Origin of the sequence: Paenibacillus barcinonensis (assembly GCF_003217495.1) — a bacterium.
Taxonomy (GTDB): domain Bacteria; phylum Bacillota; class Bacilli; order Paenibacillales; family Paenibacillaceae; genus Paenibacillus; species Paenibacillus barcinonensis.
In genome coordinates this window covers 13,103-39,054 of sequence record NZ_QJSW01000003.1, presented here as the reverse complement: position 1 = coordinate 39,054, position 25,952 = coordinate 13,103, and the positions used below count along the sequence as shown (strand labels likewise).

The 25,952-nt window shown below is 50.1% G+C and carries 16 protein-coding genes; 12 read left to right on the top strand and 4 right to left on the bottom strand.

Going from position 1 to position 25,952, the window contains the following annotated elements:
- Positions 1 to 77 precede the first annotated feature (77 nt).
- Together DFQ00_RS06040 and DFQ00_RS06035 are read left to right on the top strand one after the other, a co-directional pair.
- Entirely contained in the window at positions 78 to 1,550 is a 1,473-nt protein-coding gene (locus DFQ00_RS06040) for a S41 family peptidase (protein ID WP_110895500.1), read from the top strand.
- Positions 1,551 to 1,613: 63 nt separating this feature from the next.
- On the top strand, positions 1,614 to 2,942 hold the full coding sequence (locus tag DFQ00_RS06035; protein WP_110895498.1) for a PDZ domain-containing protein: 1,329 nt from the start codon (positions 1,614 to 1,616) through the stop codon (positions 2,940 to 2,942).
- Positions 2,943 to 2,999: 57 nt separating this feature from the next.
- On the opposite strand, the gene DFQ00_RS06030 is transcribed toward DFQ00_RS06035, so the two are convergent.
- A complete protein-coding gene (locus DFQ00_RS06030) occupies positions 3,000 to 3,701 on the bottom strand; it encodes a response regulator transcription factor (protein WP_110895496.1) in 702 nt (233 codons plus the stop codon).
- Between the two features lie 25 nt (positions 3,702 to 3,726).
- Positions 3,727 to 4,944: a sensor histidine kinase gene (locus tag DFQ00_RS06025; RefSeq protein WP_110895494.1), complete on the bottom strand. Its 1,218-nt coding sequence runs from the start codon at positions 4,942 to 4,944 to the stop codon at positions 3,727 to 3,729.
- Positions 4,945 to 5,204: 260 nt separating this feature from the next.
- Here DFQ00_RS06025 and DFQ00_RS06020 point away from each other — a divergent pair, with 260 nt between their 5' ends.
- The 3 genes from DFQ00_RS06020 to DFQ00_RS06010 are packed head-to-tail and all read left to right on the top strand — an operon-like array spanning position 5,205 to position 8,514.
- On the top strand, positions 5,205 to 6,140 hold the full coding sequence (locus DFQ00_RS06020; protein WP_110895492.1) for an ABC transporter ATP-binding protein: 936 nt from the start codon (positions 5,205 to 5,207) through the stop codon (positions 6,138 to 6,140).
- Positions 6,141 to 6,152: 12 nt separating this feature from the next.
- Positions 6,153 to 7,346 (top strand): ABC transporter permease, encoded by a 1,194-nt coding sequence (locus DFQ00_RS06015; RefSeq protein ID WP_110895490.1) that lies wholly within the window; start codon positions 6,153 to 6,155, stop codon positions 7,344 to 7,346.
- Positions 7,339 to 8,514 carry an ABC transporter permease gene (locus DFQ00_RS06010; RefSeq protein WP_110895488.1) on the top strand — a complete coding sequence of 392 codons (1,176 nt, stop codon included), beginning with the start codon at positions 7,339 to 7,341 and terminating at the stop codon, positions 8,512 to 8,514. The genes DFQ00_RS06015 and DFQ00_RS06010 overlap by 8 nt, the downstream gene beginning before the upstream one ends.
- 160 nt (positions 8,515 to 8,674) lie before the next feature.
- On the opposite strand, the gene DFQ00_RS06005 is transcribed toward DFQ00_RS06010, so the two are convergent.
- On the bottom strand, positions 8,675 to 9,517 hold the full coding sequence (locus DFQ00_RS06005; RefSeq protein ID WP_110895486.1) for a flagellar motor protein MotB: 843 nt from the start codon (positions 9,515 to 9,517) through the stop codon (positions 8,675 to 8,677).
- Positions 9,501 to 10,301: a flagellar motor protein gene (locus DFQ00_RS06000; protein WP_110895484.1), complete on the bottom strand. Its 801-nt coding sequence runs from the start codon at positions 10,299 to 10,301 to the stop codon at positions 9,501 to 9,503. The genes DFQ00_RS06005 and DFQ00_RS06000 overlap by 17 nt, the downstream gene beginning before the upstream one ends.
- Positions 10,302 to 10,470: 169 nt before the next feature.
- On the opposite strand from DFQ00_RS06000, the gene uvrB reads away from it, so the two are divergent.
- The 7 genes from uvrB (at position 10,471) to DFQ00_RS05965 (ending at position 25,895) form a co-directional block, all read left to right on the top strand.
- Positions 10,471 to 12,462, top strand: coding sequence for an excinuclease ABC subunit UvrB (uvrB, locus tag DFQ00_RS05995; protein WP_110895482.1), 1,992 nt, complete (start codon positions 10,471 to 10,473; stop codon positions 12,460 to 12,462).
- A 205-nt stretch (positions 12,463 to 12,667) separates the two neighbouring features.
- Positions 12,668 to 15,526, top strand: coding sequence for an excinuclease ABC subunit UvrA (gene uvrA, locus DFQ00_RS05990; RefSeq protein ID WP_110895480.1), 2,859 nt, complete (start codon positions 12,668 to 12,670; stop codon positions 15,524 to 15,526).
- 292 nt (positions 15,527 to 15,818) lie between these two features.
- Positions 15,819 to 16,031: a hypothetical protein gene (locus DFQ00_RS05985; protein WP_110895478.1), complete on the top strand. Its 213-nt coding sequence runs from the start codon at positions 15,819 to 15,821 to the stop codon at positions 16,029 to 16,031.
- 263 nt (positions 16,032 to 16,294) lie between these two features.
- The gene (locus tag DFQ00_RS05980) at positions 16,295 to 17,464 is read left to right on the top strand and encodes a S1C family serine protease (protein WP_110895871.1); all 1,170 of its coding nucleotides are present in this window, start codon (positions 16,295 to 16,297) and stop codon (positions 17,462 to 17,464) included.
- 42 nt (positions 17,465 to 17,506) lie between these two features.
- Positions 17,507 to 19,402: a stalk domain-containing protein gene (locus DFQ00_RS05975; RefSeq protein ID WP_110895476.1), complete on the top strand. Its 1,896-nt coding sequence runs from the start codon at positions 17,507 to 17,509 to the stop codon at positions 19,400 to 19,402.
- A 283-nt stretch (positions 19,403 to 19,685) separates the two neighbouring features.
- Positions 19,686 to 22,199 carry a U32 family peptidase gene (locus DFQ00_RS05970; protein ID WP_110895475.1) on the top strand — a complete coding sequence of 838 codons (2,514 nt, stop codon included), beginning with the start codon at positions 19,686 to 19,688 and terminating at the stop codon, positions 22,197 to 22,199.
- Positions 22,200 to 22,286: 87 nt separating this feature from the next.
- Positions 22,287 to 25,895, top strand: a complete 3,609-nt coding sequence (locus DFQ00_RS05965; RefSeq protein WP_110895473.1) for a DEAD/DEAH box helicase — start codon at positions 22,287 to 22,289, stop codon at positions 25,893 to 25,895.
- The last annotated feature ends 57 nt before the right edge of the window (positions 25,896 to 25,952 follow it).

Below are 25,952 nucleotides of genomic sequence, written 5' to 3'. Positions count from 1 at the left end.
CTAAGCTGGCATGTTCAGGGAATGATTCGGATCGTCCGAATCGGAGGAGCTTCAAAACTAAAGGCGGTGACAAACGGATGATGAAGAAAAGATCGGCACTGCTGTTCGTTATACTGGGTCTGCTTGGTGGAAGTCTATTGACGCTGGTGTTAATGACTTACCCGGGTATTACAAGTCAGGCTGCACCAGGTGAAGGACTTCTGGCAAGTGTTACTGGAAGCTCGCAGCAGAAGAACGATATGAAGAAGATTGAAACCGCGATGGATTTGATCTCCAGAAACTATTATAAGGAAGTGGACCGTACCAAGCTGATTGATGGTGCGATCAATGGCATGATGGAATCGCTTGGTGATCCGTATTCCAACTATATGGCACAGGAAACGGCGGCCCAATTTGAAGAGTCGATTGAAGGTTCATTTACAGGCATCGGCGCAGAGGTTTCCTCGAAGGATGGTTATGTTGTTGTCGTATCCCCGATCAAAGGCTCACCAGCCGAAAAAGCGGGTATTCGCGCAAAGGACATCATTTTGTCTGTTAACGGCGAGTCTCTTCAAGGGCTTGAATTGAACAAAGCGGTGAACAAAATCAGGGGTCCTAAAGGCAGTGAAGCCAAAGTACAGGTGAAACGTGCCGGGTCTACAGAGCCGATTGAATTCACCATTATACGTGATGATATTGATCTGGAAACCGTCTATGCACATATGGAGGACGGCGGCATTGGTGTCATTAACATCACTCAGTTCTCGATGAATACAGGTGAGCGCTTCAAGGAAGAGCTGGCGAAGCTGGAGAAGCAGAACATGAAAGGCCTGATTATTGATGTGCGGAACGATCCGGGCGGCGTGCTGCAAGTCGTTATTGATATTGCGGAGCAATTCGTACCGAAGGGTAAAGTCATCGTTCAGGTTGAAGATAAAAATGGCAAGAAGGAACAAAGCAAATCAAGTGGAACAGCCAAGCCTTACCCAATCACGGTATTGATGAACAAGGGTAGTGCAAGTGCATCCGAAATTCTGGCAGGAGCTCTGCAGCAGTCGGCAGGTGCTACGTTGGTGGGTGAAAACTCGTTTGGTAAAGGTACCGTACAGACCAGCTACGATAAACAAATGGGTGACGGCAGCTTGCTGAAAATTACCATTGCGAAGTGGCTGACGCCTAACGGGGACTGGATTCATGAAAAAGGAATCAAACCGGACATTGCCGTAAATCAGCCGGACTATTTCTCGGTAGCTCCGATTAATAAAGAGAAGCTGCCGCTGAAATATGACAGCAATAGCACGGATGTGAAGAGTGCGCAGACGATGCTAAGAGGACTTGACTTCAAGCCGGATCGTGTGGATGGATACTACGATCAGAAGACGGAGGAAGCGGTCAAGGCATTCCAGAAGAAAAAAGGCATCCAGGTTACAGGTCAGATTGATGAAAAAACGGCTGAATCCCTGGAAGCATCTTTGATCGAACGGATTGCCAATCCTCAATATGATGCACAGCTGAAACGCGCGATCGAAAATGTCTCGAAGGATATTTCGTCCGCTGTGTCGAAGCCATAAAGAAGGCTGATTTTCAGCCTTCTTTTTTTCTGAACCGGCTGAAGGAGAGGAGTGAACGCCGCAATGGAATGGGTATGGCCGTGGTTAACTACTTTAGGGGAAGCATTGTTACAGTTGTTGATTCAGCCGTTTTATTATATCTCGATCATTTTGATTGCCTTGATGTACCATCGTCAGCTGCTCCAGGAGCGTAAGCTATTCCTTGTTCGTATGCAGAGCTCGATTACACAGACGATTCGAGCTGTGCTCGGAGGGATTATCATTGGTGCCGTGGTGTCGATCGCGTTTCTGTTCCTTGGCGCCCACCTTACATTGGGAAGTCTGATCAGCATATGGATTGCAGCGTTAGTGTTAGCTCTGATTCGTATCCGTTATCTGTGCTTTGCTTATGCGGCGGGAGCGCTTGGCATACTTCAATTTGCATTCAATATAGCTTCTGGCTGGCAGCCATCCGGTATACTCGGACAGGCTGTGGAGACTGTGCGTGCACTGGACATGCCTGCATTGCTTGTGCTGGCTGCGTTATTGCACTTTGGCGAAGCTGCCTTCGTTCGCATGCAAGGGGTATCTATGGCTTCTCCTTTTCTGATAGAGGGCAAACGGGGCAAATTGGTGGGCGGATATCAGATGCAGCTTTTCTGGGCACTCCCGCTGTTCATTCTTGTTCCCGCCACAGGAGCGGGGGCAACACTTCCATGGACTCCGTTGTTTCAAGCGGGGCAAGGCTACACGCTGGTTGCGCTGCCTATTCTGCTGGGGCTGAGTGATAACACGCAAAGCATGTTGCCAGGACGTAAAATTCAGCTTACGGCAAAGCGTTTGCTGTTATACAGCGTCGTCCTGCTTGTGTTCAGTTTGCTTGCCGTGTGGTGGCCATCTCTGACCGTAGTGGCTGCGCTGGTGGCTTTTGCCGGGCATGAGCTTCTGGTATGGTACAGTGCACGGGAAGAGCAGCACCTCAGTCCAGCATTTGTGCATCCGCAGCACGGGCTCAAGGTTCTGAGTGTAATTCCGAATAGTCCGGCTGCAGAACTGGGCATCGAAGCAGGGGAAACGCTGTACAAGGTGAACGGTATGCTTGTTCATTCACCGGAAGAGCTGCACCGCGCCCTGCGAATGAACTCGGCCTTCTGCAAGCTGGAGATTCGGAACCATCAAGGAGAGAGCAAGTTTATGCAGCGTGCCATCTACGAAGGTGAGCATCACCAGCTTGGGGTTGTTATGGCGCCGGATAATCATGAGGCCTTGGCTGTGCAGTTGCGTCCAGTGACGCTGCTTCAGGTACTGACGCTCAAGCTGTTCACACGCCGGAAAGAGCGGCGCACGGATGATGCTCCTCTTGCTCTGCCACCGGCCCCTGTAGTGAGTGACAAAGGGTCTGTCGAAATGTAATCCAAAAAGGCAGCTCCCACCGCCAGAATTGGCGTGGGGGCTGCCTTTTTGGGTTGTTTATTTTTTTAACATAAAAATGGCGATTTGAGTACGATCCCGCAGGTGCAGCTTGCCCAGGATGTCGGTAACGTAGTTTTTGACAGTGCCCTCGCTCAGGAATAGTCTGGCGGCAATTTCTTTGTTGGATAGCCCCTCGGATATCGCTTCAGCAACGGACAGCTCTGCGCGGGTAAGACCGTAGGTTTCCAAAGGCTCCTGTGCAGGGCCAGACGCGGGTGGACGGAGAAGCCCTGTAAGTTTGCGGGCAATATCGGGATGAATCAGCATGTCCCCTCGGTATACAGCGGCAATCCCTTGAATGATGCGGGCAGGAGGTACATTTTTCAGTAAATATCCGCTTGCGCCGTTCTGCAAAGCCTGAATGATATATTCATCGTCATCAAAGGTTGTCAGCATGAGCACCTGAACGTCGGGAAAACGGGATTTGATGAGTCGTGTGCCTTCGACTCCATCACATTCAGGCATTCGAATATCCATAAGCACTACATCTGCTGATGTTCCTGACGCGAGTAGATCAAGCGCTTCCTTTCCGTTCGAAGCTGTACCTGTGATATGAATGCTTGTATCAAGACCGAGCACAACCTTCAGGCTCTCTCGGATAAAGTAATCATCGTCGACAAGCAACACCTGGATACGGGGAGATGCATCAGGTGGTAGCTCCTTGCTATCAACCTTCCGCTCTTGCTCTGGCTCTGGCATAAATGTGCTCCCTTCTAAATCCTGCTTAAAGTAAGTTCATTTTATTTGAAATAGGGATGCGGGTGATTACCGTGTACGGATAGTTGGCTTGAATCTCCACAGTGCCTCCCAGGTACTGTGTACGCTGGCGCATGCTTTCGAGTCCAAGACCTGTACTGGTGGAGCCCTCTGCATGTAGCAGCGAGAGAGTGCTGCCATCATTACTGATCATCATCGTGACCTCTTGCTGTTCGAATACGAGTTCTAGCTTAATCTCATTAGCTTTTCCGTGTCTAAGAGCATTCGTTATCGCTTCTCTGGCATTTTTGTACAGCACAATCTGTGTGCTCGGATACAGGGGATACGCCTGACCACGAATCGCGTAATTGGTTATAATCCCTGTGTCCCGGCCAACCTCCTCCAGCAGACGATCTAACGCGTAGGCGTCGGAAGGCTGTGGATCGGGCTTGAGTTTAAGCAGCGTATTGCGCATATCCTCCATGCTGGCCGTTAATTGATCCCGAATCTGCTCAACTATGACAAGTCCTTGTTCTGGATGCAAGGGCAGTGTGAGCAGAGCAGCTTCAGACATCATCTTGGTACGTATCAGGCGATGACCGATATCGTCATGGAGCTGTCTCGATATGCGAGTACGTTCTTCGATCTGGGCTGCATCCTCCAGTTGTTTGGAAAATAGCAGTAATTGCGCGCGTGCTTCCTGTAGCTCATAGTGTTTATTCCGCAGCTCGTCATACACATGCTCCAGTTGTCCTCTGCTCGTAGCTGTTTTGGCTCCCTGCCATGCAAGCGCCGCTGTCATGAACAGGAGCAAATTCATGGCAATGATCACCTGCGTTGATTCTGAAGACCAGTCCATCGCCTGAAGCTCCGCAGTATTCCACATTAGCCATGGTAAAGATGAATAATGTTCACATAATGTAAGATTAATGGCGGTAATCTGTATAGCTAGCATCGTCCATCGCATAGACCCATTGAGCCGATACATATATACATAGAGCGCTGATAGACCAGTGGATAACATGAAGGGGCCGTATGAAGCGATCAAGTGGCTGCTCCACACGATTTCTGCCAGAAATAACAGTGCCTGCGGTGCACCTGAACGGGTGAAGCGGTGGGCAACAGCCAGTCCTACAGCAATGAGAATATAGAAGGTGTACAGCGCTTCGCTTTCTGCGGGCAGCATCAGACTGTACAGCACAGTGGGCACAAGTAATAAACCATATTGCAGAAACCGTAGGGGCATAGGTCATAGACATCCTTTTTATGATGATAGGATTGAAAGTGAACGAAGCAGTTCGGAGTAAATATATTTTCGCATCATGCATCCTTGATTATAGCATAGGCCATCTCTGATACAGGAGGTGACTTAAGTCACCTTTGACTCATGACTTTGTGTACCTTTAGAAAGGTAAACGATTCATTATACTGGAAATAACATAGTTCGTGATGCTGATAATACGATAGTTCGTGGCAAAAGCTGAAACCGACAAGGGGCGTAGAAGAATGAACATACTGGAAATTGATCATGTTGTGAAGCGATACGGCAGCAAGCTGTCAGTAGATCATTTGAATCTGAGTGTAGGCCGGGGAGAAATCTTTGGACTGCTTGGACCCAATGGTGCGGGTAAAAGCACAACCATCAGTATGATTGCTGGTCTCCTGAGCATGGATCAGGGGGACATCAGGCTGGATGGCATATCTGTGAAGGAGCGACCGCTGGATGTAAAGCGCAAAATCGGGCTTGTGCCACAGGATTTGGCGTTATATGAAACGATGAGTGCCGAGGATAATGTTACTTTTTTTGCCCGGCTGTACGGATTGCGGGGGAAAATGCTTAAAGAGAGAGTGCGGGAGTCCCTGGAGTTTGTCGGATTGCAGGATAAAGCCAAGGAAGCCCCCTCCACCTTTTCAGGAGGAATGAAGCGAAGGTTAAACATCGCATGTGCTCTAAGCCATCGGCCTGATCTGATTATTATGGACGAACCGACAGTCGGCATTGATCCGCAGTCCCGGAATCACATTCTTGAATCCGTGCGCACGCTTAACCAAATGGGCTCGACGATTATTTATACCAGTCATTATATGGAGGAGGTCGCGGCGATTAGTGATCGGTTGGCTATTATGGATCAAGGGAGAATTATTGCTTGTGGAACCGAGGCTGAGCTAAGGGAACGTGTTGCATCGGAGGAAAAAATTGTGCTCACCGCCTCTGGCATAGGTGGCGGTGTAGTGGAGGAGCTAAAGCTTCACCCGCGTGTCCAGGCGGTCGAAGTAAGTGGGGATGCATTAACCATTATTCTGCCTTCTGCGCAGCTCGCGCTGCAGGATATGCTGTTCATTTGCAGTAAACATGAGTTGTCCATTCATTCATTGCGAGTCGAAGAGCCTGACCTGGAAACATTGTTCCTTAATCTGACCGGGCGTACGCTGCGAGATTAGGAGGGCTGTGGAATGAGTGTATGGCATATTTGCATGTTTGAATTAAGACGGATTCTGAAAATTCGTTCCGTTGTGCTGAATCTGTTTCTTTTGCCACTATTATTAATCTTCATATTAGGAACCGCACTATCCAGTACGATGGGGAACGGAAAAGAAGCTGTTCCTGGTCAGGTTCGTGTAGGAATGGTTGAAACGGCTGAAGCAGCAAATTCGACTGTAGGTAAAGCGCTAAAAGCATATGTAGCTTCTCCTGAGGTGGTCACGATGCTAAAGGTCGAGAATATGAATTCTCAGGACGAGGCAGTAGACGCACTGAAAAAGGGAGAGCTTGATTTCGCGGTTATCGTTACTTCCGATATGGTACGGCAGTGGATGGCAGGAGAAAAGACCACGCTGCAATGGATACTGGGGAAAGATGGCACATTGAATGTGGTGGGGCAGACGCTGTTCACTCGGTTCACGGATGAGTTAAACCGACAGATGGCTATGATGAAAGTTCTCGGCCCTGAGATGACATTGAATTCCGTTCCAGGTGCAGATGCTAAAAACGGGTTGGTTGCACAATCGAATATAACGATCAGCAGTCCTGGCAACTCTAATCAGTCGTACAGTGCATCCCAATACTACGCCGCAGCGATGCTGGCGATGTTTATGCTGTACTCCGGCATGACCACGATTAATAGCCTGTTTACGGAAAGGGACAAAAACACACTTGCTCGTCTTCAGGCATCTCCCGTGGGTACCGGGGTTATATTTGCTGGCAAAATTGCAGGTAACAGTCTTCTTGCCTTCATGCAGGCCATCGTCATTATTGTGATGACACATCTGTTATTTGGTGTGAATTGGGGACGTCATCCCTGGTGGATTATACTAATCTGTGTACTGATTACGCTAGCTTCCATGACATTAGGTAGCATCGTGGCACTGTTAAGCAAAAACGCCACCTCGGCCACGGCGCTGATGCAGGGCATTATTATTGTAATGACCTTTATTAGCGGTGGCTTTACTCCAATTGCTATAGATGTCGTACAGCGAATCAGCGAGTTTACGGTGAATCACTGGGCTCTTCAAAGCTTCCTCAGCATGATGCTGGATGCTCCTTCACGCGAAATTATGCACAACATTTACATGCTTGGAGTGGTATGTGCAGTGCTCGCTGCCGCAGCGGCAGTGATCTACAGAAAGGTTGGATACCGCTATGAATAGTTTGCATATCGCTTGGCTGATGATCAGAAGAACTCTGGGACGCAAACGAGGATTCATTGCTTTTCTCCTGCTTCCATGCCTCGTGGTGACAGGAGCGATTGCTCTTTTTGGAAGCGAGCAGGCAAGCAGGGCTGTCGTCCCTTATGTGAATCTGGATCAGGGTGCTGCGGGATCATGGCTGATCAAGGAGCTGGCTCGTAGCAAAGAATACAGCTTCAAGGCTGTAAATAGTGAAACGGAAGTGAGATCGGATATCGTTTCGCAAAAAGGAAGCACGGGCATCATTATTCCAGCTCATTACACACAGTCGTTGCTGCAGGGCAAGCGGACAGAGATCGAGCTGATCGAGATGCGTGTCAGCGAAAGCTCATATATGCTTCGGGCAGCTGTTGAAGGTTTGACAGAGGGACTTATGCAGTCCGCTTCTGCTTTGCGTACCTTTTCCCCGCTGTCTTCCTCCAATTCTGAAGCGGTGGGCGCAGGGGAAAAGCTTGAAGAATTGCTGCAAGAGATGAGCAAGCATACGATATCCGGGGAAGAACTGCAGCTACGGCTCTATCCCAAGCCAGGGCTGAAAAACGTCACCGGGTTTACGGTCATGTTTATGATGGGGCTGTTAACCAGTGCGGTGTCTGTTATTATGGAGGATCGTAAGCAGCGTACGATGGCTCGGATGTACACGGCTCCGGTCAGATCGTACGAGATTGCGCTAGGCAATTTTTTGGGCAGTCTTGCTATCGGGATCATTCAGATTGTGCTTGTGCTGGGAATTAGCAGATGGGTGCTGCATTATGATGCCGGGATTCCGTTTGGCATTCATTTTCTGATTCTTGGCGCGTTTATGCTGGTGTCGATGGGGCTTGCAAGCACAGTCAGCGGTCTAATCCGTGAAACGAAAAATGCCAGTATGCTGAACTCCCTTATTATTGTACCGACCTGCATGATTGGAGGTTGCTTCTGGCCCTTGTCGATCATGCCGGAGTATATGCAGAAGCTGGCAAACTTTGTACCGCAGAAATGGACGATTCAGGCTGTTGAAACGATCTCTGCCGGAGGTACGCTTGCAGATATTACACTGCCTCTGCTCATTCTGTGTGCAATGGCTGTGATTCTGCTGGCTGTCGGCTCGGCCATCCTTCGGCCAGATCAGCCGGGTATGGATGCGTAACCATGCGAGCACAAGCATCTAAGATAGATGGGTAAATAGACGAATCGTGAGGATAAGATAAACTTAAAAAGCACGTCTGTCAGGTACATGAACATACCACAGACGTGCTTTGTGCTGTTTCTAGTTTCTACAGATTCATAGTTTACTCCCTCATCATCAATCAAGGCTGTAGCTGGCGAAGGACGGTAATTTCAACCCGACGGTTTTTCTGCCGTCCGGCGGGCGTTTTGTTATCTCCGGTTGGACGAGTATCTGCGTATCCTGCATATTGGAAGTGGTCTGGATCAAGTTTCTCCTTATCCAGAAAAAAGCGCAGGATAGATAATGCACGTTCACCAGACAATTCCCAGTTATCCTTGTAGGTCGAATTCGCTCCAATCGGAACATTGTCCGTATGCCCCTCGATACTGACGACCATTTGAAGATTACGGAACAAGCTGGCAAGCTTACTAAGGGTAGGCGCGGCATCTTTTTTCAGTGCAGCCTGTCCCTGATCAAACAAGAATCGGTCACTGAGCGTAATGGAGATACCTTGCGGCTTATCCGCAACATAAATCTGGTTCTCCAGTTTATTATCCTCAATATATTGGGTAATCACATTGAATAGATTTTGTAGCTCCTGCTCCTGTGTTCTGAACTGTTCCTCTCGCTCCGTGAGCGGACGATTTTGATCATCCTGAGTATCTTTGCCTGAATCCGCTGCAGGGTCTTCCTGTTTGTTCTCCGATTCCCCCTGAACCTGGGCAGAAGGTGTTTTACTGCTCGTATGACCGGGAGTATCTCCAAGTCCGTTTCCCAGTTCAAGTATGGAGTTGGATTTATTAAAAGTGCTCTGGAGGGATTGGGTAACGACGTCATATTTACCTGAATCCGGATTGCTCATGGCGTACATGATGACAAAAAAGATCAGCAGCAGTGTAATAAGATCGGCATAGGTAATCATCCACCGATCCCGATGGTCAGTCGACCCGCGTTTGGCACGCCGTTTACTGCGCCGACTCATCCAATCCCTCCTTTGCCAGTGGAGACGGTGCGACATGACGATGTGTGAGAGTAAAAGACTCCAGCCGTTTACGGACAAGCTGTGGATTCTCACCGTTCTGAATCGCAAGCACCCCTTCGAGCATCATCTCCATCGCTTGAACTTCGTCAGCACTTCTGGATTTGATCTTGGAGGCAATAGGCAGGAAGATCAGATTGGCACTGGCGACCCCGTACAGGGTCGCGGTAAAAGCAACGGCGATAGCTGGCCCGAGCCCAGTGGGATCGGTTAAGCTTCCAAGCACCTGGATTAGCCCCATCACGGTTCCGATGATGCCCATCGTGGGGGCATAGCCGCCGGCTGCTTCAAATATTTTGGCGTAACCTTCATGTTTTTGCTCGACTGAGTCAATCTCCATCTCCAGAATTTGCCGAACGATATCCGGGTCTGTTCCGTCAACCACCATCTGGATGCCATCTTGCAAAAAGGGATTGGGATGATCTATAACTTTGCGCTCCAAAGCAAGCACGCCCGATCTGCGGGCAATGGTGGACATTTCAATCAGCTCCTCCACCCATTGTTTGGAATCGTAACGATGGCGTCCAAAAGCCATGCGTAATGCAGCCGGTATCGTACGCAGACGGTATGTGGGGAAGCTGGCCACAACGGCAGCAATCGTTCCACCGAACACAATTAAAGCAGCGGTTTTCTGAAGCAGACCGGACAGCTGTCCGCCTTCCCATAGAAAACCACTGATGACTGCGGCAATTCCGGCGATTATACCGATAAGTGTCGCAATATCCATAAATTAACCCACTCCTATCTTCAATTCACGTTTGCAACACGAAAACGAACAAGGTATAATTGAACGGGAACAAATATTCCTATTACTATAAGTTTTCCCAACTGGAAATTCGGGGAACTTCGACAATATATAGTGACTATTATTTTAGACGATAGGGTGAGATACGGCAATGAGCGATATTATTATGAGCGACAAAACGTTCGAAATCGAGTCAGAGTTTTCTCCCCAGGGTGATCAGCCCGCCGCCATTCTGGAATTGGTGAAGGGTGTTCAGGAAGGGAAGAGATACCAGACACTGCTGGGTGCAACGGGTACGGGCAAGACGTTTACTATTGCACAGACGATCGCCAAGCTGCAGCGTCCTACGCTGATTATTGCGCATAACAAGACACTGGCAGCGCAACTGGCGAGCGAGTTCAAGGAATTTTTTCCGAATAACATGGTGGAGTATTTTGTCAGTTACTACGACTACTATCAGCCAGAAGCCTACATTCCTTCATCCGATACGTATATCGAGAAGGATTCAAGCATTAATGAAGAGATTGATAAGCTGCGGCATGCAGCAACCAGCTCGTTGTTTGAGCGTCGGGATGTCATTATTGTAGCGAGTGTGTCGTGTATATACGGTCTCGGTTCGCCGAATGATTATTCCAGCATGCTGTTGTCCCTGCGGGTAGGCATGGAGAAGCCACGCAATCAGATATTGTCACGTCTGGTGGAGATTCAATACCAGCGGAATGATATTAACTTTGTGCGGGGAACGTTCCGTGTTCGTGGTGATGTCGTCGAGATTTTCCCGGCTTCCAAGGGGGAGCATGCGATTCGGGTTGAGCTGTTCGGAGACGAGATTGAGAAAATTACCGAAATTGATGTTTTGACCGGAGAATTGATTGGCGAGCGTGAGCATATTGCTATTTTCCCGGCATCTCACTTCGTAACACAGGAAGAGACGATGCGTGTGGCGCTGGTGAATATTGAGCGTGAGCTGGAGGAACGTCTTGAGGTGCTACGTGAGCAGGGCAAGCTGCTGGAGGCCCAGCGATTGGAGCAGCGCACACGGTATGATATCGAGATGATGAAGGAAGTGGGCTTCTGCTCGGGGATCGAGAACTATTCCGGGCCGCTGACTTTCCGTGAGCGTGGGGATACGCCGTATACATTGCTGGACTATTTCCCGGATGACATGCTGATTGTGGTCGATGAGTCGCATGTGACCCTGCCGCAGATTCGTGCGATGTACAACGGTGACCAGGCGAGAAAGACGGTGCTGGTGGATCATGGCTTCCGTCTGCCGTCTGCACTGGATAACCGACCGCTCAAATTCGAAGAATTTGAAGAGAAAATGAACCAAATTATTTATGTTTCTGCAACGCCAGGTCCATATGAGATCGAGCACACAGATACGATGGTGCAGCAGATCATTCGTCCAACCGGTCTGCTTGACCCTGTCATTGAGTTGCGTCCGACGAAAGGGCAGATTGATGATCTGATTGCAGAGATTCATGAGCGGATTGCGAAGGATGAACGGGTGCTGATTACTACGCTTACGAAGAAGATGTCGGAAGACCTGACGGACTATCTCAAGGAGATTGGCATTAAGGTCAGATATCTGCACTCCGAGATCAAAACGCTGGAACGAATGGCCATTCTGCGTGATCTGAGGCTGGGTACATTCCACGTTCTGATCGGGATCAACCTGCTGCGGGAAGGTCTGGATCTGCCGGAAGTATCCTTGGTAGCGATTCTGGATGCCGACAAGGAAGGATTCCTGCGTTCCGAGCGTTCACTCATTCAAACCATTGGTCGTGCGGCGCGGAACAGTGACGGTAAAGTTATTTTGTATGGTGACAAGGTGACGGATTCTATGGATAAAGCGATGAAAGAGACGGAGCGCCGCCGCACCATACAGACGGAATACAATGAAAAGCATGGAATAACACCGCAGACAATTCGCAAAAAAGTGCGAGATGTCATTGAGGCAACGAAGGCTTCCGAATCCAAAAACGAGTATCTGACCGGCGCTGCCGAGAAGATGTCGAAGAAGGAGCGCCAGTCGCTCATTCAGCGTCTGGAAGCAGAGATGAAGGATGCAGCCAAAAACTTGCAGTTCGAGCGTGCCGCAGAGCTTCGTGATGCGTTGCTGGAATTGCGAGCTGAATAGATCGTCGGTCATTCGATAGAAGATGCTCCTGATGCAGAGTTTAGGATAAGAGAACGGCCAGTTGGCCGTTCTCTTGTTGAGTAACGAATCAGCCTGAATGTTCCGATATTATTCCATATTGAAATGCTGTTATCGGGTCAATACTGGTATAACAGATGAAAATGGTTAAAAGGTTTATAGATAAGCAATGAGAGGATGAATAGTATTGGCGAGCGAGAATATTGTCATTAAAGGCGCACGGGCGCATAACCTGAAAAACATTGATATTACCATTCCGCGTGACAAGTTTGTCGTATTGACCGGTCTGAGCGGATCAGGCAAATCCTCGCTGGCCTTTGATACGATCTATGCCGAAGGACAGCGGCGTTATGTAGAGTCATTGTCCGCTTATGCACGTCAGTTTCTGGGCCAGATGGAGAAGCCGGATGTGGATTCCATTGAAGGACTGTCTCCTGCCATCTCGATAGATCAAAAAACAACAAGTCGTAACCCGCGCTCGACTGTCGGGACGGTTACCGAAATTTATGATTATCTGCGTCTTTTGTTTGCACGTATCGGGCACCCGCATTGTCCGGATCACGGCATCGAGATTACATCGCAAACGGTGGAACAGATGGTGGACCGTATTATGCAGTACCCGGAACGTACCCGGCTGCAGATTCTCGCACCAATGGTTGCAGGACGTAAAGGTGAACACAAAAGTGTATTTGCTGACGTATCCAAACAAGGTTTTGTCCGTGTTCGGGTCAATGGGGAACTGCGTGACCTGTCAGAGGACATTCAATTAGAGAAAAATAAAAAACACACGATTGATGTTGTGGTTGACCGTATTGTGGTAAAGGAAGACGTTCAGGCACGCCTGGCAGATTCCATAGAAACGGCGCTTAATTTGTCCGGCGGACAACTGCTGGTTGACATCATTGGCGAAGAAGAGCTGCGATTCAGCTCGAACTTTGCCTGCCCGGTCTGCGGCTTCAGCATAGATGAGCTTGCACCGCGTATGTTCTCTTTTAATAGTCCGTTTGGTGCTTGCCCGGATTGTGACGGCTTGGGTGTCAAAATGATTGTAGACCCGGATTTACTTGTACCGGATCGCAGCAAAACAATCGAAGAAGGAGCGTTTGACGCCTGGACAGGCGGAACGTCCACGTATTATCCGCAATTCCTCAGATCCGTATGTGAGCATTTCAACATTCCGCAGGATGTGCCTGTGGAGGATCTGCCTGCCGATCAGATGAGCAAGCTGCTGCAAGGCACAGGCTCGGAGAAGATTCGTTTCCGCTACGAGAATGACTTTGGACAGCGCAAGGAAGCGCTAGTTACGTTCGAAGGCATCGTGAATAATCTGGAGCGTCGTTATCGCGAAACCGGTTCTGAGGGCATCCGTGAGTTTATCGAAGGATATATGAGCGCGAAGCCATGTGGTACGTGTAAAGGACAGCGTTTGAAACGTGAAAGCCTTGCTGTGACGATTAATGATCACAATATGGCTTATGTAACGAGCTTGTCTATCGGTGAAGCGGGACGTTTCTTTGATTCATTACAGCTGACGGAGAAGGAGCAGACGATTGCGAAGCTGATTCTGAAAGAGATCAACAGCCGTCTCGGCTTCCTTGTCAATGTGGGTCTCGATTACCTGACGCTTAGCCGTGCTGCCGGAACGTTATCCGGGGGGGAAGCGCAGCGGATCAGATTGGCTACACAGATCGGTTCCAGTCTGATGGGGGTTCTCTACATTCTGGACGAGCCAAGTATCGGGCTTCACCAGCGGGATAATGACCGTTTGATCTCTACGCTGGCGCATATGCGTGATATCGGGAACACGTTGATTGTGGTTGAACATGACGAGGATACGATGATGGCGGCCGACTATATTATTGATATCGGGCCAGGTGCGGGTATTCACGGCGGCACAGTGATGTCGCAAGGTACACCTGAGGAGATTATGAACGACGAGAAATCGTTAACGGGTCAATACCTCAGCGGCAAGAAGTTTATCCCGGTTCGCACCGAGCGTCGAGGTGTAGGCGATCGCTGGCTGGAAGTGCGCGGGGCGAAAGAAAACAACCTGAAAAATCTGAATGTAAAAATTCCGGTTGGAGTGTTTACTGCGGTGACCGGGGTATCTGGTTCGGGTAAATCTACGCTGATTAACGAGATTTTGTACAAAACGCTGGCGCGTGATCTGAATCGTGCCCGTGTACGCCCAGGGCAGCATAAGGAGATTCGCGGACTGGAGCATATTGATAAAGTCATTGATATTGACCAGTCGCCCATCGGCCGCACGCCGCGCTCCAATCCGGCCACATACACAGGTGTGTTTGACGATATTCGTGACCTGTTTGCACAGACCAATGAAGCCAAGGTGCGCGGATACAAAAAAGGCCGGTTCAGCTTCAATATCAAAGGTGGACGTTGTGAAGCCTGCCGCGGAGACGGCATTATCAAAATCGAGATGCACTTCCTGCCGGATGTATACGTGCCGTGTGAAGTCTGCAAGGGCAAACGGTACAACCGTGAAACGCTCGAAGTGAAATATAAAAATAAAAATATTGCAGATGTGCTCGAAATGACGGTGGAGGACGCAACCCAATTTTTCGAGAACATTCCGAAGATTCACCGCAAAATGCAAACGCTGCTGGATGTTGGTCTGGGCTACATTAATCTCGGTCAGCCTGCAACGACATTGTCTGGCGGTGAAGCACAGCGTGTGAAGCTTGCTTCCGAGCTGTACCGACGCAGTACCGGCAAAACGATCTATATTCTCGATGAGCCAACAACGGGTCTGCATGTCGATGATATCGACCGACTCCTGAACGTGCTGCATCGCCTCGTGGATTCAGGGGAATCCGTACTGGTCATTGAGCATAATCTGGATGTAATCAAAACAGCCGATTATATCGTTGACCTCGGTCCAGAAGGTGGTAGCGGCGGTGGTACGATTGTAGCGACAGGAACACCGGAGGATATCGTTCAAGTGGAGGCTTCATACACAGGTAAGTATCTGAAGCCTGTTCTGGAGCGCGATACGGAGCGAAGTCGGGCGCTGCAAATGGCGGACTAATCCTGCAGTGTGCAATAAGCTGGCGATAGATCTTCTAAGCCTGAGAAGAGATGTGTATGATCATCTGCACGCTCTCTCAGGCGAAGAAGTTTTTTTTGAATCGAGATGAATAATGAAAGTGTTTACATATAAGATTGGGCAAGCTTTCGTGGAGAGACAGATCAGACTGGATTTTTTTCATTTTTCTGGATGATAGGGCTTGCATTACTAACAGGGTACAGATAACATAGAGGAAGAGTTTAGGGTATGCGTTAATCAGTTGTTCAACTATGGTGAGGAGGTCTGTCTATCCATGCTGCTTGCAGAAGCTGCCACGGCGAGTACATCGAATTTTAATGCATTTGATATCTTTGTTATCCTGTTTACGATCCTGATTTCCATCGGATTGGTCCGTTTACTGCGGGCACCGAAGAAAAACTTGTTTGCCATCGGCTTTACAATTGTCAGTTTGCTCGTATTTTTGATGACAGACTACGCGATGATTACAGGCTGGTTTGGTTCATAACACGCGACAAGAGTAATGAGAAGACAAATCGCAATAACGAACACTTTCCACGATGGACATGGAAGGTGTTTTTTTATGTCTGTTTTTACAGCAATGAAGTGCGTTTTTTGTCGAAATAGATCGAAAATTAAAACGATTGTACAGCCATAATTTGTATGATACATTGGGGGATACCAGTATTGCAGATGAGAGAGATCATAGCTTCGGCCAGGATTACTGTCCAGTCGCGCAAGAAGGATGTATAGAGAGGGTCAGGTGAAATGATGAAAAGGGTAGTGAAACGGGCAGTAGCCATAATGATGGCCACGGTGCTTTCCATCGGAACGATGGCAGCTTCGGCTGGTGCAGCGGCATCCAAGACAGGCGCACAGGCCAAAGTAATCGACGGCCAGGTGTATGTGAATACCAAGGATCTGGTGAACATGTTCGGCGGCAGTGGACAATATGATGCGAAGTCAGGAACGTATACGTATAAGGGAAGTGCTGCCATCCCGAAAGTGATCGAAAAGGTATCCCCGTCTGTTGTAGGCATTATCGGCAAAACAACGGAGGGACAGGATGGAACGGACAACGACCGTTATAATCTGGCGCATGGTACAGGAGTCATTATTCGGTCCAACGGATGGATTGTTACCAACGCCCATGTCATTGATGGACTGATCAATCCAGTCGTGGTAACGACAGATGGCAATACATATAACATAACCGAATCCTTCAGTGATCCGTTAAGTGATCTTGCACTCATTAAAATTAATGCCAAGTCGCTCAAGCCGGCTGTATTTGCCAAAGCCTCACAAGCGGTTGTCGGTGAAACAGTCATAGCGATTGGAACCCCGATTTCCTTTTCCTTGCGTAACTCGGCAACAGTCGGTGTTATTAGTGGTTTGAATCGCGGCGTGGAGGCGTCCTACCGTCTCATTCAGACGGATACGGCTATTAATCCGGGTAACAGCGGAGGCCCTCTGGTTAACCTGAAGGGCGAGGTTGTTGGCATTAACTCGATGAAATTCTCTGCGGTGGGCATTGAGAGCATGGGGTTTTCCATTCCGATTGATACCGTTAATTTTGTCGTGAATCAATATTTCAAATATGGAACGATCAAACGCGCAAGTCTTGGTTTACAGCTGGAAGAAAGCTGGTCTGCCATTGTAGGCTTGCCTGCAGAAGATCCGCTGACTATTACGGAGGTGCTCAGCCCGGAAGCGAAGAAGGCCAAGCTTAAAGAAGGCGATGCCATCTACAGTGTGGCAGGCAAACGTGTATCTTCGGTTGTAGACATCAATGAGCTGCTGAAAGCCTACTTGCCTGGACAAAAAGTGAAACTGCTGGTGCAAACCGACGGGGACATTGTTACCCGTACCTTGGTTCTTGCTGATCGTGCAGACCTTATGGACGAAGCGAATGATTCATTTTTGGCAGATGAAGAAGAATAATACCGGCAAGTAACCCGAAAGTAGAGAGGACGAAGGAACGGAATGAAGAAGTCATGGTTACGTGTGCTGAGCACGGCTGTTTTGGCAGGGGTGCTGTTGGTGGGAACAGCTCTGCCGGTGTGGGCATCGGATGATCTGGTTACGAACGAGCTGCGGGTCAAAGCAGGAAGTACAAGTGCTTTTATCAATGGCAAGAAACAAAATATTACGAAACCCCTGATTGTTAAAGGGGTAACGATGGTTCCTGTAGGCGTATTCAAGAAGGCATTTGGCAGCGAGATTCGTCTGGAGAAAAATGAGGTCATCAAAATTAAACAAGGACCGCATGTAGTGGCTATGACAATGAACAGCTCTATCGCCTGGATTGATGGCGTCAAAGTGGAGTTGGGGGCAGCGCCCAAAATGGTGAATGGTGTGCTGATGGTTCCTCTTCGTCCGGTTGCCGCTGGAATTGGTGCCACGATGGCTCCGAACAGCTCGGGAGAGATTGTTATTCGTTTGCTGCAAGCGGGTGAGGGAACAGAGGAGGTCGGCATTGATCTGGACAAGGGTAAAACACGGATAGGCAACAGCTATTATGGCTGGTCCATCCATTACCCGTCTGATCTGCTTGTGCTGCAATCCAGTGAGCAGGAGCGCATGATGACCTTCGGGGCGGCAGATGAAAGCTACTACCTCGAAGTGTACGTGAGTGACCAGAATGTAGCGCTGGATGCGGACGACTTGCTTACACAGCTTGTACAGGTGGCCAAGCAGTCGGGAGATACGGTCCTGGACCGTGAGGCTGTAGCTGCTAAAAACAAACCGTATGCACGCGTCGTTGTCAAGGATACGGATGGTTTGTTATGGGAGCTGCGTCAGTATGTTCATGATGGTCGCCAATATGACGTTTATTTGGCCGATTATGAAGCAACGAATTATAAGGATCTGGGTAAACACGCTTCACTGCTGAACTCCTTCGAGCCAAGCTACGCACAGTCCGATCGCACGATTAAGGACCTGTCAACGGTAGAAGAAGGCATGCGCGCGGTATGGAATGAGGATTACGGTATCGGCTTGATGGTTCCTGCGGGCTGGTCGATGGATAACAAAAACATGGTATATGAAGGCGACGACGGAGCGTATCTGGAGCTGCGCGTGACTTCTGCCAAGGCTGGTGCAACGGTCAAAGACTGGAGTGACCAGCTGCACAAATGGATGAGTGATACCTTTACGCCAGAAAGTTACGAACAGGTAGGCTCCTCCAAGACAGAGATTTACGGTGAAACCGCCGAGGTGAACGAATTCCGTTATAACTTCGGTGCGGGCTGGCAGACGGAGTTTAATGTTCTTTTGCAGAAGAACGGGTATCGTTATTATGTGGAGTATAGCTTCCCTGAGGAGCAGAAGCATGACCGGGCATGGTTTGAACGCATTGTGAAGAGCATCGAGATTGAGTTCGACACGGTAAAGGATAACTTCGGTCAGATGGATGAGGACCCGTATTTGACGGATCAAATGAAGACCATCACCCGCACGTCCAAGCGTTACCACTATAGCGTAAATATTCCGCGCTACTGGACGCCTTACAGTGATACGTTTGAGAGCTCACCGGTCATCTACACCTTTACGGGTGGCAATTTCTCAATCACGGCTTCGGAGGACAAGTCGATCGAGATGACGGTTAGTCAGCTGAGAGAGGCGTATGCCGAGGCAGCCAAAACCCGGAAAAGCTTCAGTCTGATTCGCAGTGAGGAGCTGACCTTTGCTGGAGTGCCAGCGTTCTCCTTCACCTATCATGAATCGGACAAGGGTATTCTGTATACCGGACGTCAGATTGTGTTTGAAAAGAATGGAATGACGTACACGATTACAACGGCGCTGAACGATGCGAATCGTACGCAGGTGCAGACAGCTATGCTGGAAAAGGCAGTGAACTCATTTACTTTTATCAAATAAGCGTGGAGTAGTTCCGGAGGGTCTGAGGACCTTCCGGTTTTTTTATATATAAACGGTTTTTTCAGGAAAGCGTAGAAGAGTAGGTGTAGAAGTGGTACACTATACTAGTTCAGGAGCTATTGCTTCTGATTTCATAAATAGAGAGACTGTACGCCTGAGTTTCAGGCAATACAGACATAATGTATAGATATTGTGATACTTGACGTTGACAGCAATGCAGGCGTGCCGAGACAGTGGTACGAAGGGAAGAACACCGGCATCGTCCGGTATGGGGAGGATCTACATGAAAACAGCAACAATACGAAGAGAAGACGTTGAGCTTCTGGCGCCAGCCGGAGACTGGGATTGCATGCGTTCGGCGGTAGCCAACGGTGCGGATGCGATTTTCTTCGGGGTCGAGAAGTTTAATGCACGCGCACGCGCGAACAATTTCCGTATGGACGAGTTGCCGGAGATTATGGCGTTTCTGCACAGTTATGGCGTAAAAGGGTTTCTGACCTTTAATATATTGATTTTTGAGAATGAATTGAAAGATGCCAAGGAACTGATTGATGCCTGTGTGGATGCAGGTGTGGATGCCGTCATCGTACAGGATCTGGGTCTGGTCAAAATGATCCGTGAAATCTCGCCGGATTTCCCGATTCACGGTTCCACACAGATGACGATTACGTCGCCTGAAGCGGTTGAGTTTACGAAGCCTTTTGACATGGAACGTGTCGTACTGGGTCGGGAGAACAATCTGAAGCAAATTCAAAAGATTGGCGATCAAGCAAAGCTTCCGATGGAAGTATTTGTGCATGGTGCGCTCTGCGTATCTTATTCCGGTCAGTGCCTGACCTCCGAAATGTGGGGCGGACGCTCTGCGAACCGTGGGGAATGCGCACAGGCTTGCCGTTTGCCATATGACCTCATGGTGGATGGTGTTCATCAGCCGATGGGCGATGTGGCGTACCTGTTGTCTCCGAAGGATCTGGCAGCTATTGATATCATGCCGGAATTGATTGAAGCAGGTGTGACGTCTTTCAAAATTGAAGGCCGCCTCAAAACACCGGAATACGTGGCGAACGTAGTCAGCAAATACCGCAAGGCCATTGACCGTTATTTTGACGGTGACAATACACGAGCAAGCAAGGAAGAGATTCGTGAGCTGCAACAGAGCTTCTCGCGTGGTTTCACACATGGTTTCCTGGATGGCATCAACAACAAACAGCTGGTGGACGGTACATTCCCGAAAAGCCGCGGTGTTTATCTTGGTCGGGTAGACCAAGTGTTACGTGACGGTGTTGTGCTGAAGCTGGACGCACCTGTGAAGCGTGGAGACGGCATTGTGTTTGATGCAGGTGATCCAACCAAGAAAGAAGAAGGTGGACGGGTATACGATGTACGCCGCAAAGGTGTGAAGATCGAAGGCGAGGCTGGTGAGGGCTGGATCGTGGACCTCGTGCCAGGCCGCAGCGATGTGGACTTGCGCCGCGTGAAGGTGGGCGACAAGGTGTGGAAAACCAATGACCCTGCGCTCGACAAACGTCTGCGCCAAACCTTTGAGACCGACAAGCCATATCGTGTCTTCCCGGTCAAGGTTAAAGTCATCGGCAGCCCTGGCCAGCCGCTCAGCACATGGTGGACTGATGTGCAGAAGGGCACGACCGTGCGCGTGGATTCGGAGATGGAGCTGGACATTGCCCAGAAACGTCCGATGACCCATGAATTGCTCGAGGAGCAATTCGGACGTCTCGGCGGCACCGTGTTCCAGCTGGAGGAACTGGACGTCAACCTGCACGGTGACGTCATCATCCCGATGCGCGAGTTGAATAACATTCGCCGTCAGGCGGTTGAACAACTCGCGGGCGAGCGCCCGAAACCGCCCGTCTTCGTGAAGCGGGCGGTAGATGTGTACAGCGATGCGGTACAACCGGCATCGCCAGTGGCCCGCGGTCAAGCCGAGCTGACCGCGCTGTGCCGCAGCCTGCCACAAGTGCAGGCTGCGCTGGAGGCGGGCGTCGGCATGATCTACGCCGACTTCGAGTTCATCAAGCAGTTTCCGGCAGCGGTGGAAGCTGTTCATGCTGCAGGTCGCAAAATCGCGCTGGCTACGCCGCGTATTCACATGCCTGGCGAGAATGGCTATCACAACAACATTTTGCGTCTGGAGCCGGATGCGGTGCTGGTACGCAACACAGGTGCGTTGTACTTCTACCTGCGTCACCGGAGAATGAACCCGGACGCGAAGCATCCGCAGCTGATCGGTGACTTCTCCTTGAACATCGCCAATCACAAGGCAGTGGAGCTGTTCCTGGAAGCAGGTTGTGACTGGATCACACCATCATATGACCTGAACATTCAGCAGATGGTTGACCTGCTTGGCAACTCTCGTACAAGTCAGACCGAAGTCGTTATTCATCAGCATCTGCCGATGTTCCACACCGAGCACTGTGTATACTGTACGTTTATGAGTGAAGGCACAGACTATACGAACTGTGGCCGTCCTTGTGAGGAAAAGCGTGCGTCCCTGCAAGACCGAATTGGTATGTCTCACCCGGTACGTGTGGATGAAGGCTGCCGTAACACCGTATACAATGCTGTGGAGCAGTCAGGTGCCGAGTATCTGACCAACTTCATGGATCTGGGTGTATCCCGTTACCGTGTAGAGTTTCTGGAAGAGACACCCGAGCAAGTGAAGGAAGTGATTGACCTGTACAACCGTGCACTGCGCGGCGAGATCAGCGGTACACAAGTATGGAAAACACTGAAAGCAACGAACCAACTGGGCGTTACCCGCGGTCAACTGGTGAAATAAAATAATAAGCAACCCCAAACTCTGCTTTACGGAGCTCTTGGGGTTTTTTCTATAAGGGCGGTATCGGTAGCCAAGGAGGTGTGAAGCGTGGCGCCATTTACGATAATGGATGTCAAATTGCTGTGCGGGGTTACGGCATTTAAACGTGGTGAAGAATACAAGCAGTCAGGGAGAATTGGCAAGCTGACGGTGAGCGAGGACGGGTGTCATTATGATGCAGTCGTCCGGGGAAGCAAGTTATATAAGGTGCAGGTTGATCTGGATGATGCAGGAGACATTGAAGCGCACTGCAACTGCCCCGCATATGGTAACTATTATGACTACTGCAAGCATATTGCCGCTGTTCTGCTCGCGATTCATGAACGCGTGGACACGCCAGAACCATCCAGCGGCAAAGGAACACCATCGAAAGTAGGTACACTGGTCGAGGAAGAGACGTGGGAGCGGCCTTATTCAAGTTCAACGCCGGCTTTATCTGAATTCCCGCTTCCTTCTTCATCACGCAATCAGGAGGAGTTACAGCGGCAAAGGCCAGAGACGTTATCGCCTTCTCCCTTTGCTCAGGCGGGTCGTCCGAGTTCTGCTTCAGGCTGGGGGCGTTCTGCGGATAAACCGTCCTACCGTACAGCAGACCAGATTTTGTCCTTGTTTGCCAAGGAGCGCAGATTGCCACATGAACGGGAGCAGAAATACACGGCACCCGTCACTCGCTCCATGCTGCGTGAGGAGCTACAGGTTCAGTTCATATGCAAGCTGGTGCATGTTTCCCGCGGAGGAGCCAAGCTTGCGCTTGAATTAAAGGTGGGCAATAAACGTCTCTATGTTGTACAGAAGGTCAAGCAGTTTCTGAACTGTGTCGAGAAGGGCGAGCCGATGTCCTTCACCAAGCTGTTCCATTATGATCCACTGCTGCATGTGTTTAATGCGCAGGATCAAGCCATTCTATCCATGCTCATTCGCATGAGACAGAGTGAGGAAGCATACCGTCAGTCGATTTCCGGGTATTTGGGTGCTTCGGACGGAAGGGATATTCTCATTGCGCCGATTATTTGGAAACCACTGCTGGAGCTGCTTTTGCAGGCCGACAGCCGGATGGAGGGGGCGGGACTGGCTAACGGGCCGCTTGCTTTGGCGGAAGGAGCGTTGCCCTTATTTTATCGCATTGCAGAAGGGGTTAATGAAGGATATCAGCTGGAGGTGTCGGGACTACGTGAACTGATTCTGCTTCCGGCGTATGATGCGGCGGTGGTTGAAGGCCAGCTCTATATGCTGGAGCCGATGCAGATACGAAGTCTGGAGGACCTTAGCAGTGCCCTCACATCCTATGGAATCAAAGAGAGCATTGATATATCAGCTCAGCAGGTAGATGAATTTGTACAGCATGTTGTGCCGGAACTGCGGACGCTGGGGCATCTGTCCATTGATTCGCATGTGCGTGAGCAAATTGCGGAACCTCAGTTATCACCGAAGCTATACATCGACTTTTATCGGGAACGCATCACGGCACGTCTGGAGCTGGATTATGGCGTGATGGTCATTAACCCGCTGGCCGAGTATCTGATCCATGAGGAAGAAAAGAAGGTCATTCTGATTCGCGACCGTTTCAAAGAACGTAATCTGATTGAGCGACTGGACCACTCCTTCCTGGAGCGTGAGGGCAGTGTCTGGGCAAGCGAGCGTGAGGACGCGATCTACGATGTGTTGTATCACCTTTTGCCCGAGCTGGAGAAGCTGGCTGATATCTACATGCCAAATGCAGTGAAAGCGATGATGCCGACTTATCCGGTACCGCCGAAGGTTCGCGCTGATCTGGGAAGAGGACTGGACTGGCTGGAGATTTCCTTCGAGATGGAGGGAGTAGATGAGCAGGAATTGCAGGAACTGATGCGCAGTATTGTGGAAAAAAAAGCGTTCTTCCGCCTGCGAAGCGGCGTCTTCCTGTCACTTGAAAATGATAGCGCGAGCAGCTTCGCTCAGATGGCTGACGCGCTTGGGCTAGAAACAGGAGACATCCAGAGCAGCCATATCCGTCTGCCTGCGGTAAAGGCTTTGCAGCTCCCGCACAGAGATGAGGTCTCCGGTCATGTAAAATGGGGCGGTTCGCTTAAACGTTTCCTGGATGATCTGCGTGACCCTGATCGGATGGACTTTCCATTGCCAGAGAAGCTTGCACCCATCCTGCGGGATTATCAGACTAGCGGGTATCAGTGGCTTCGGACACTTGCACATTATCGGTTTGGCGGCATTTTGGCCGATGATATGGGACTCGGCAAAACGCTGCAAAGCATCGCTTATATCACGGCATCGTTACAGGAGAAGCCTGTATACGAGCATGAACAGGCCGGGGCTGATCAGGCGGGATTAGGCGTAGGTACGGATGCAGACGGGAACATCTCTAACGATCTGTTATTCGATGAACGGCTCGAGAGGAGCGTTATCGACACTTCACAGCAGAAGGGCTTAACGATCCGTACACGCGCAACACATCCGCCGATTCTGGTTGTAGCTCCTGCTTCATTGACTTACAACTGGGCGAATGAGTTTGCGCGGTTTGCTCCGCATCTGAACGTATTGATCGCTGCGGGGCAAAAGGACGAACGTGCCAGCATGCTGGCGGATATGGACCAGGCGGATGTAATTGTGACATCGTACCCGCTGCTGCGGCGTGATCTGGATACGTATTTGGGCCGGACCTTCCATACCCTGATTCTGGATGAGGCACAGGCGATCAAAAATGCGTCCTCCCAGACGGCACAGGCCGTCAAGCAGATTCAGGCGCCGCGCCGTTTTGCTCTGACGGGCACACCTGTGGAGAATTCGCTGGATGAGCTGTGGTCTATTTTTGAAGCGGTATTTCCGGGATTGTTTCCGAGCTACAGAAGGTTTCGTGATCTGCCGCCAGAACGCATCTCACGCATGGTGCGTCCGTTCATTCTGCGCCGCCTGAAAAAAGACGTGCTGGAGGAGCTGCCGGATCGCATCGAGACGGTGCAGCGCTCCGAGCTGACGGTGGAACAGAAAAAGCTGTATGCGGCCTATCTTTCTCAGCTTCAGGATGAAGCAACGAAGGATATGGAGGACAATGGCTTTCAGAAGAACCGAATCAAAATTTTGGCCGGAATCACTCGTCTGCGTCAGTTATGCTGTCACCCGGCTCTTTTTGTGGAGGGTTATCAGGGCGATTCCGGGAAGATGGAACAACTGCTGGAGACCGTTCAGGATTGTCTGGCCGCTGGCAAACGGATTCTGATCTTCTCCCAGTTCGCGAGCATGCTGGGTCTCATTCGTCAGACGCTTTCAGCGCAAGGGAAAAGCTTGTTTTATCTCGATGGACAGACTCCCGCGCAGAGCCGGGTGGACATGTGCCGCAGATTTAACGAGGGAGAAGCGGAGCTGTTCCTTATCTCGCTCAAGGCTGGCGGAACCGGGCTGAATCTGACGGGAGCAGATACCGTGATTTTGTATGATCTGTGGTGGAATCCTGCGGTCGAGGAGCAGGCGATTGGTCGTGCACACCGTATGGGGCAGAAGCAGGTTGTGCAGGTCATTCGTTTGGTCACGGAGGGTACCATTGAAGAGAAAATTCTGGAGCTGCAGCAGCGCAAGAAGGATCTGATCGCCGAGGTGATCGAACCGGGTGACGGGGGATCAACGACTTTGTCCGAGCAGGATATACGCGAGCTGTTGATGGTTTAGTGCAAGTCTGTTTTTTATACAACGATTGTCAATTACTTTGTGGTAATGTATAGAGAA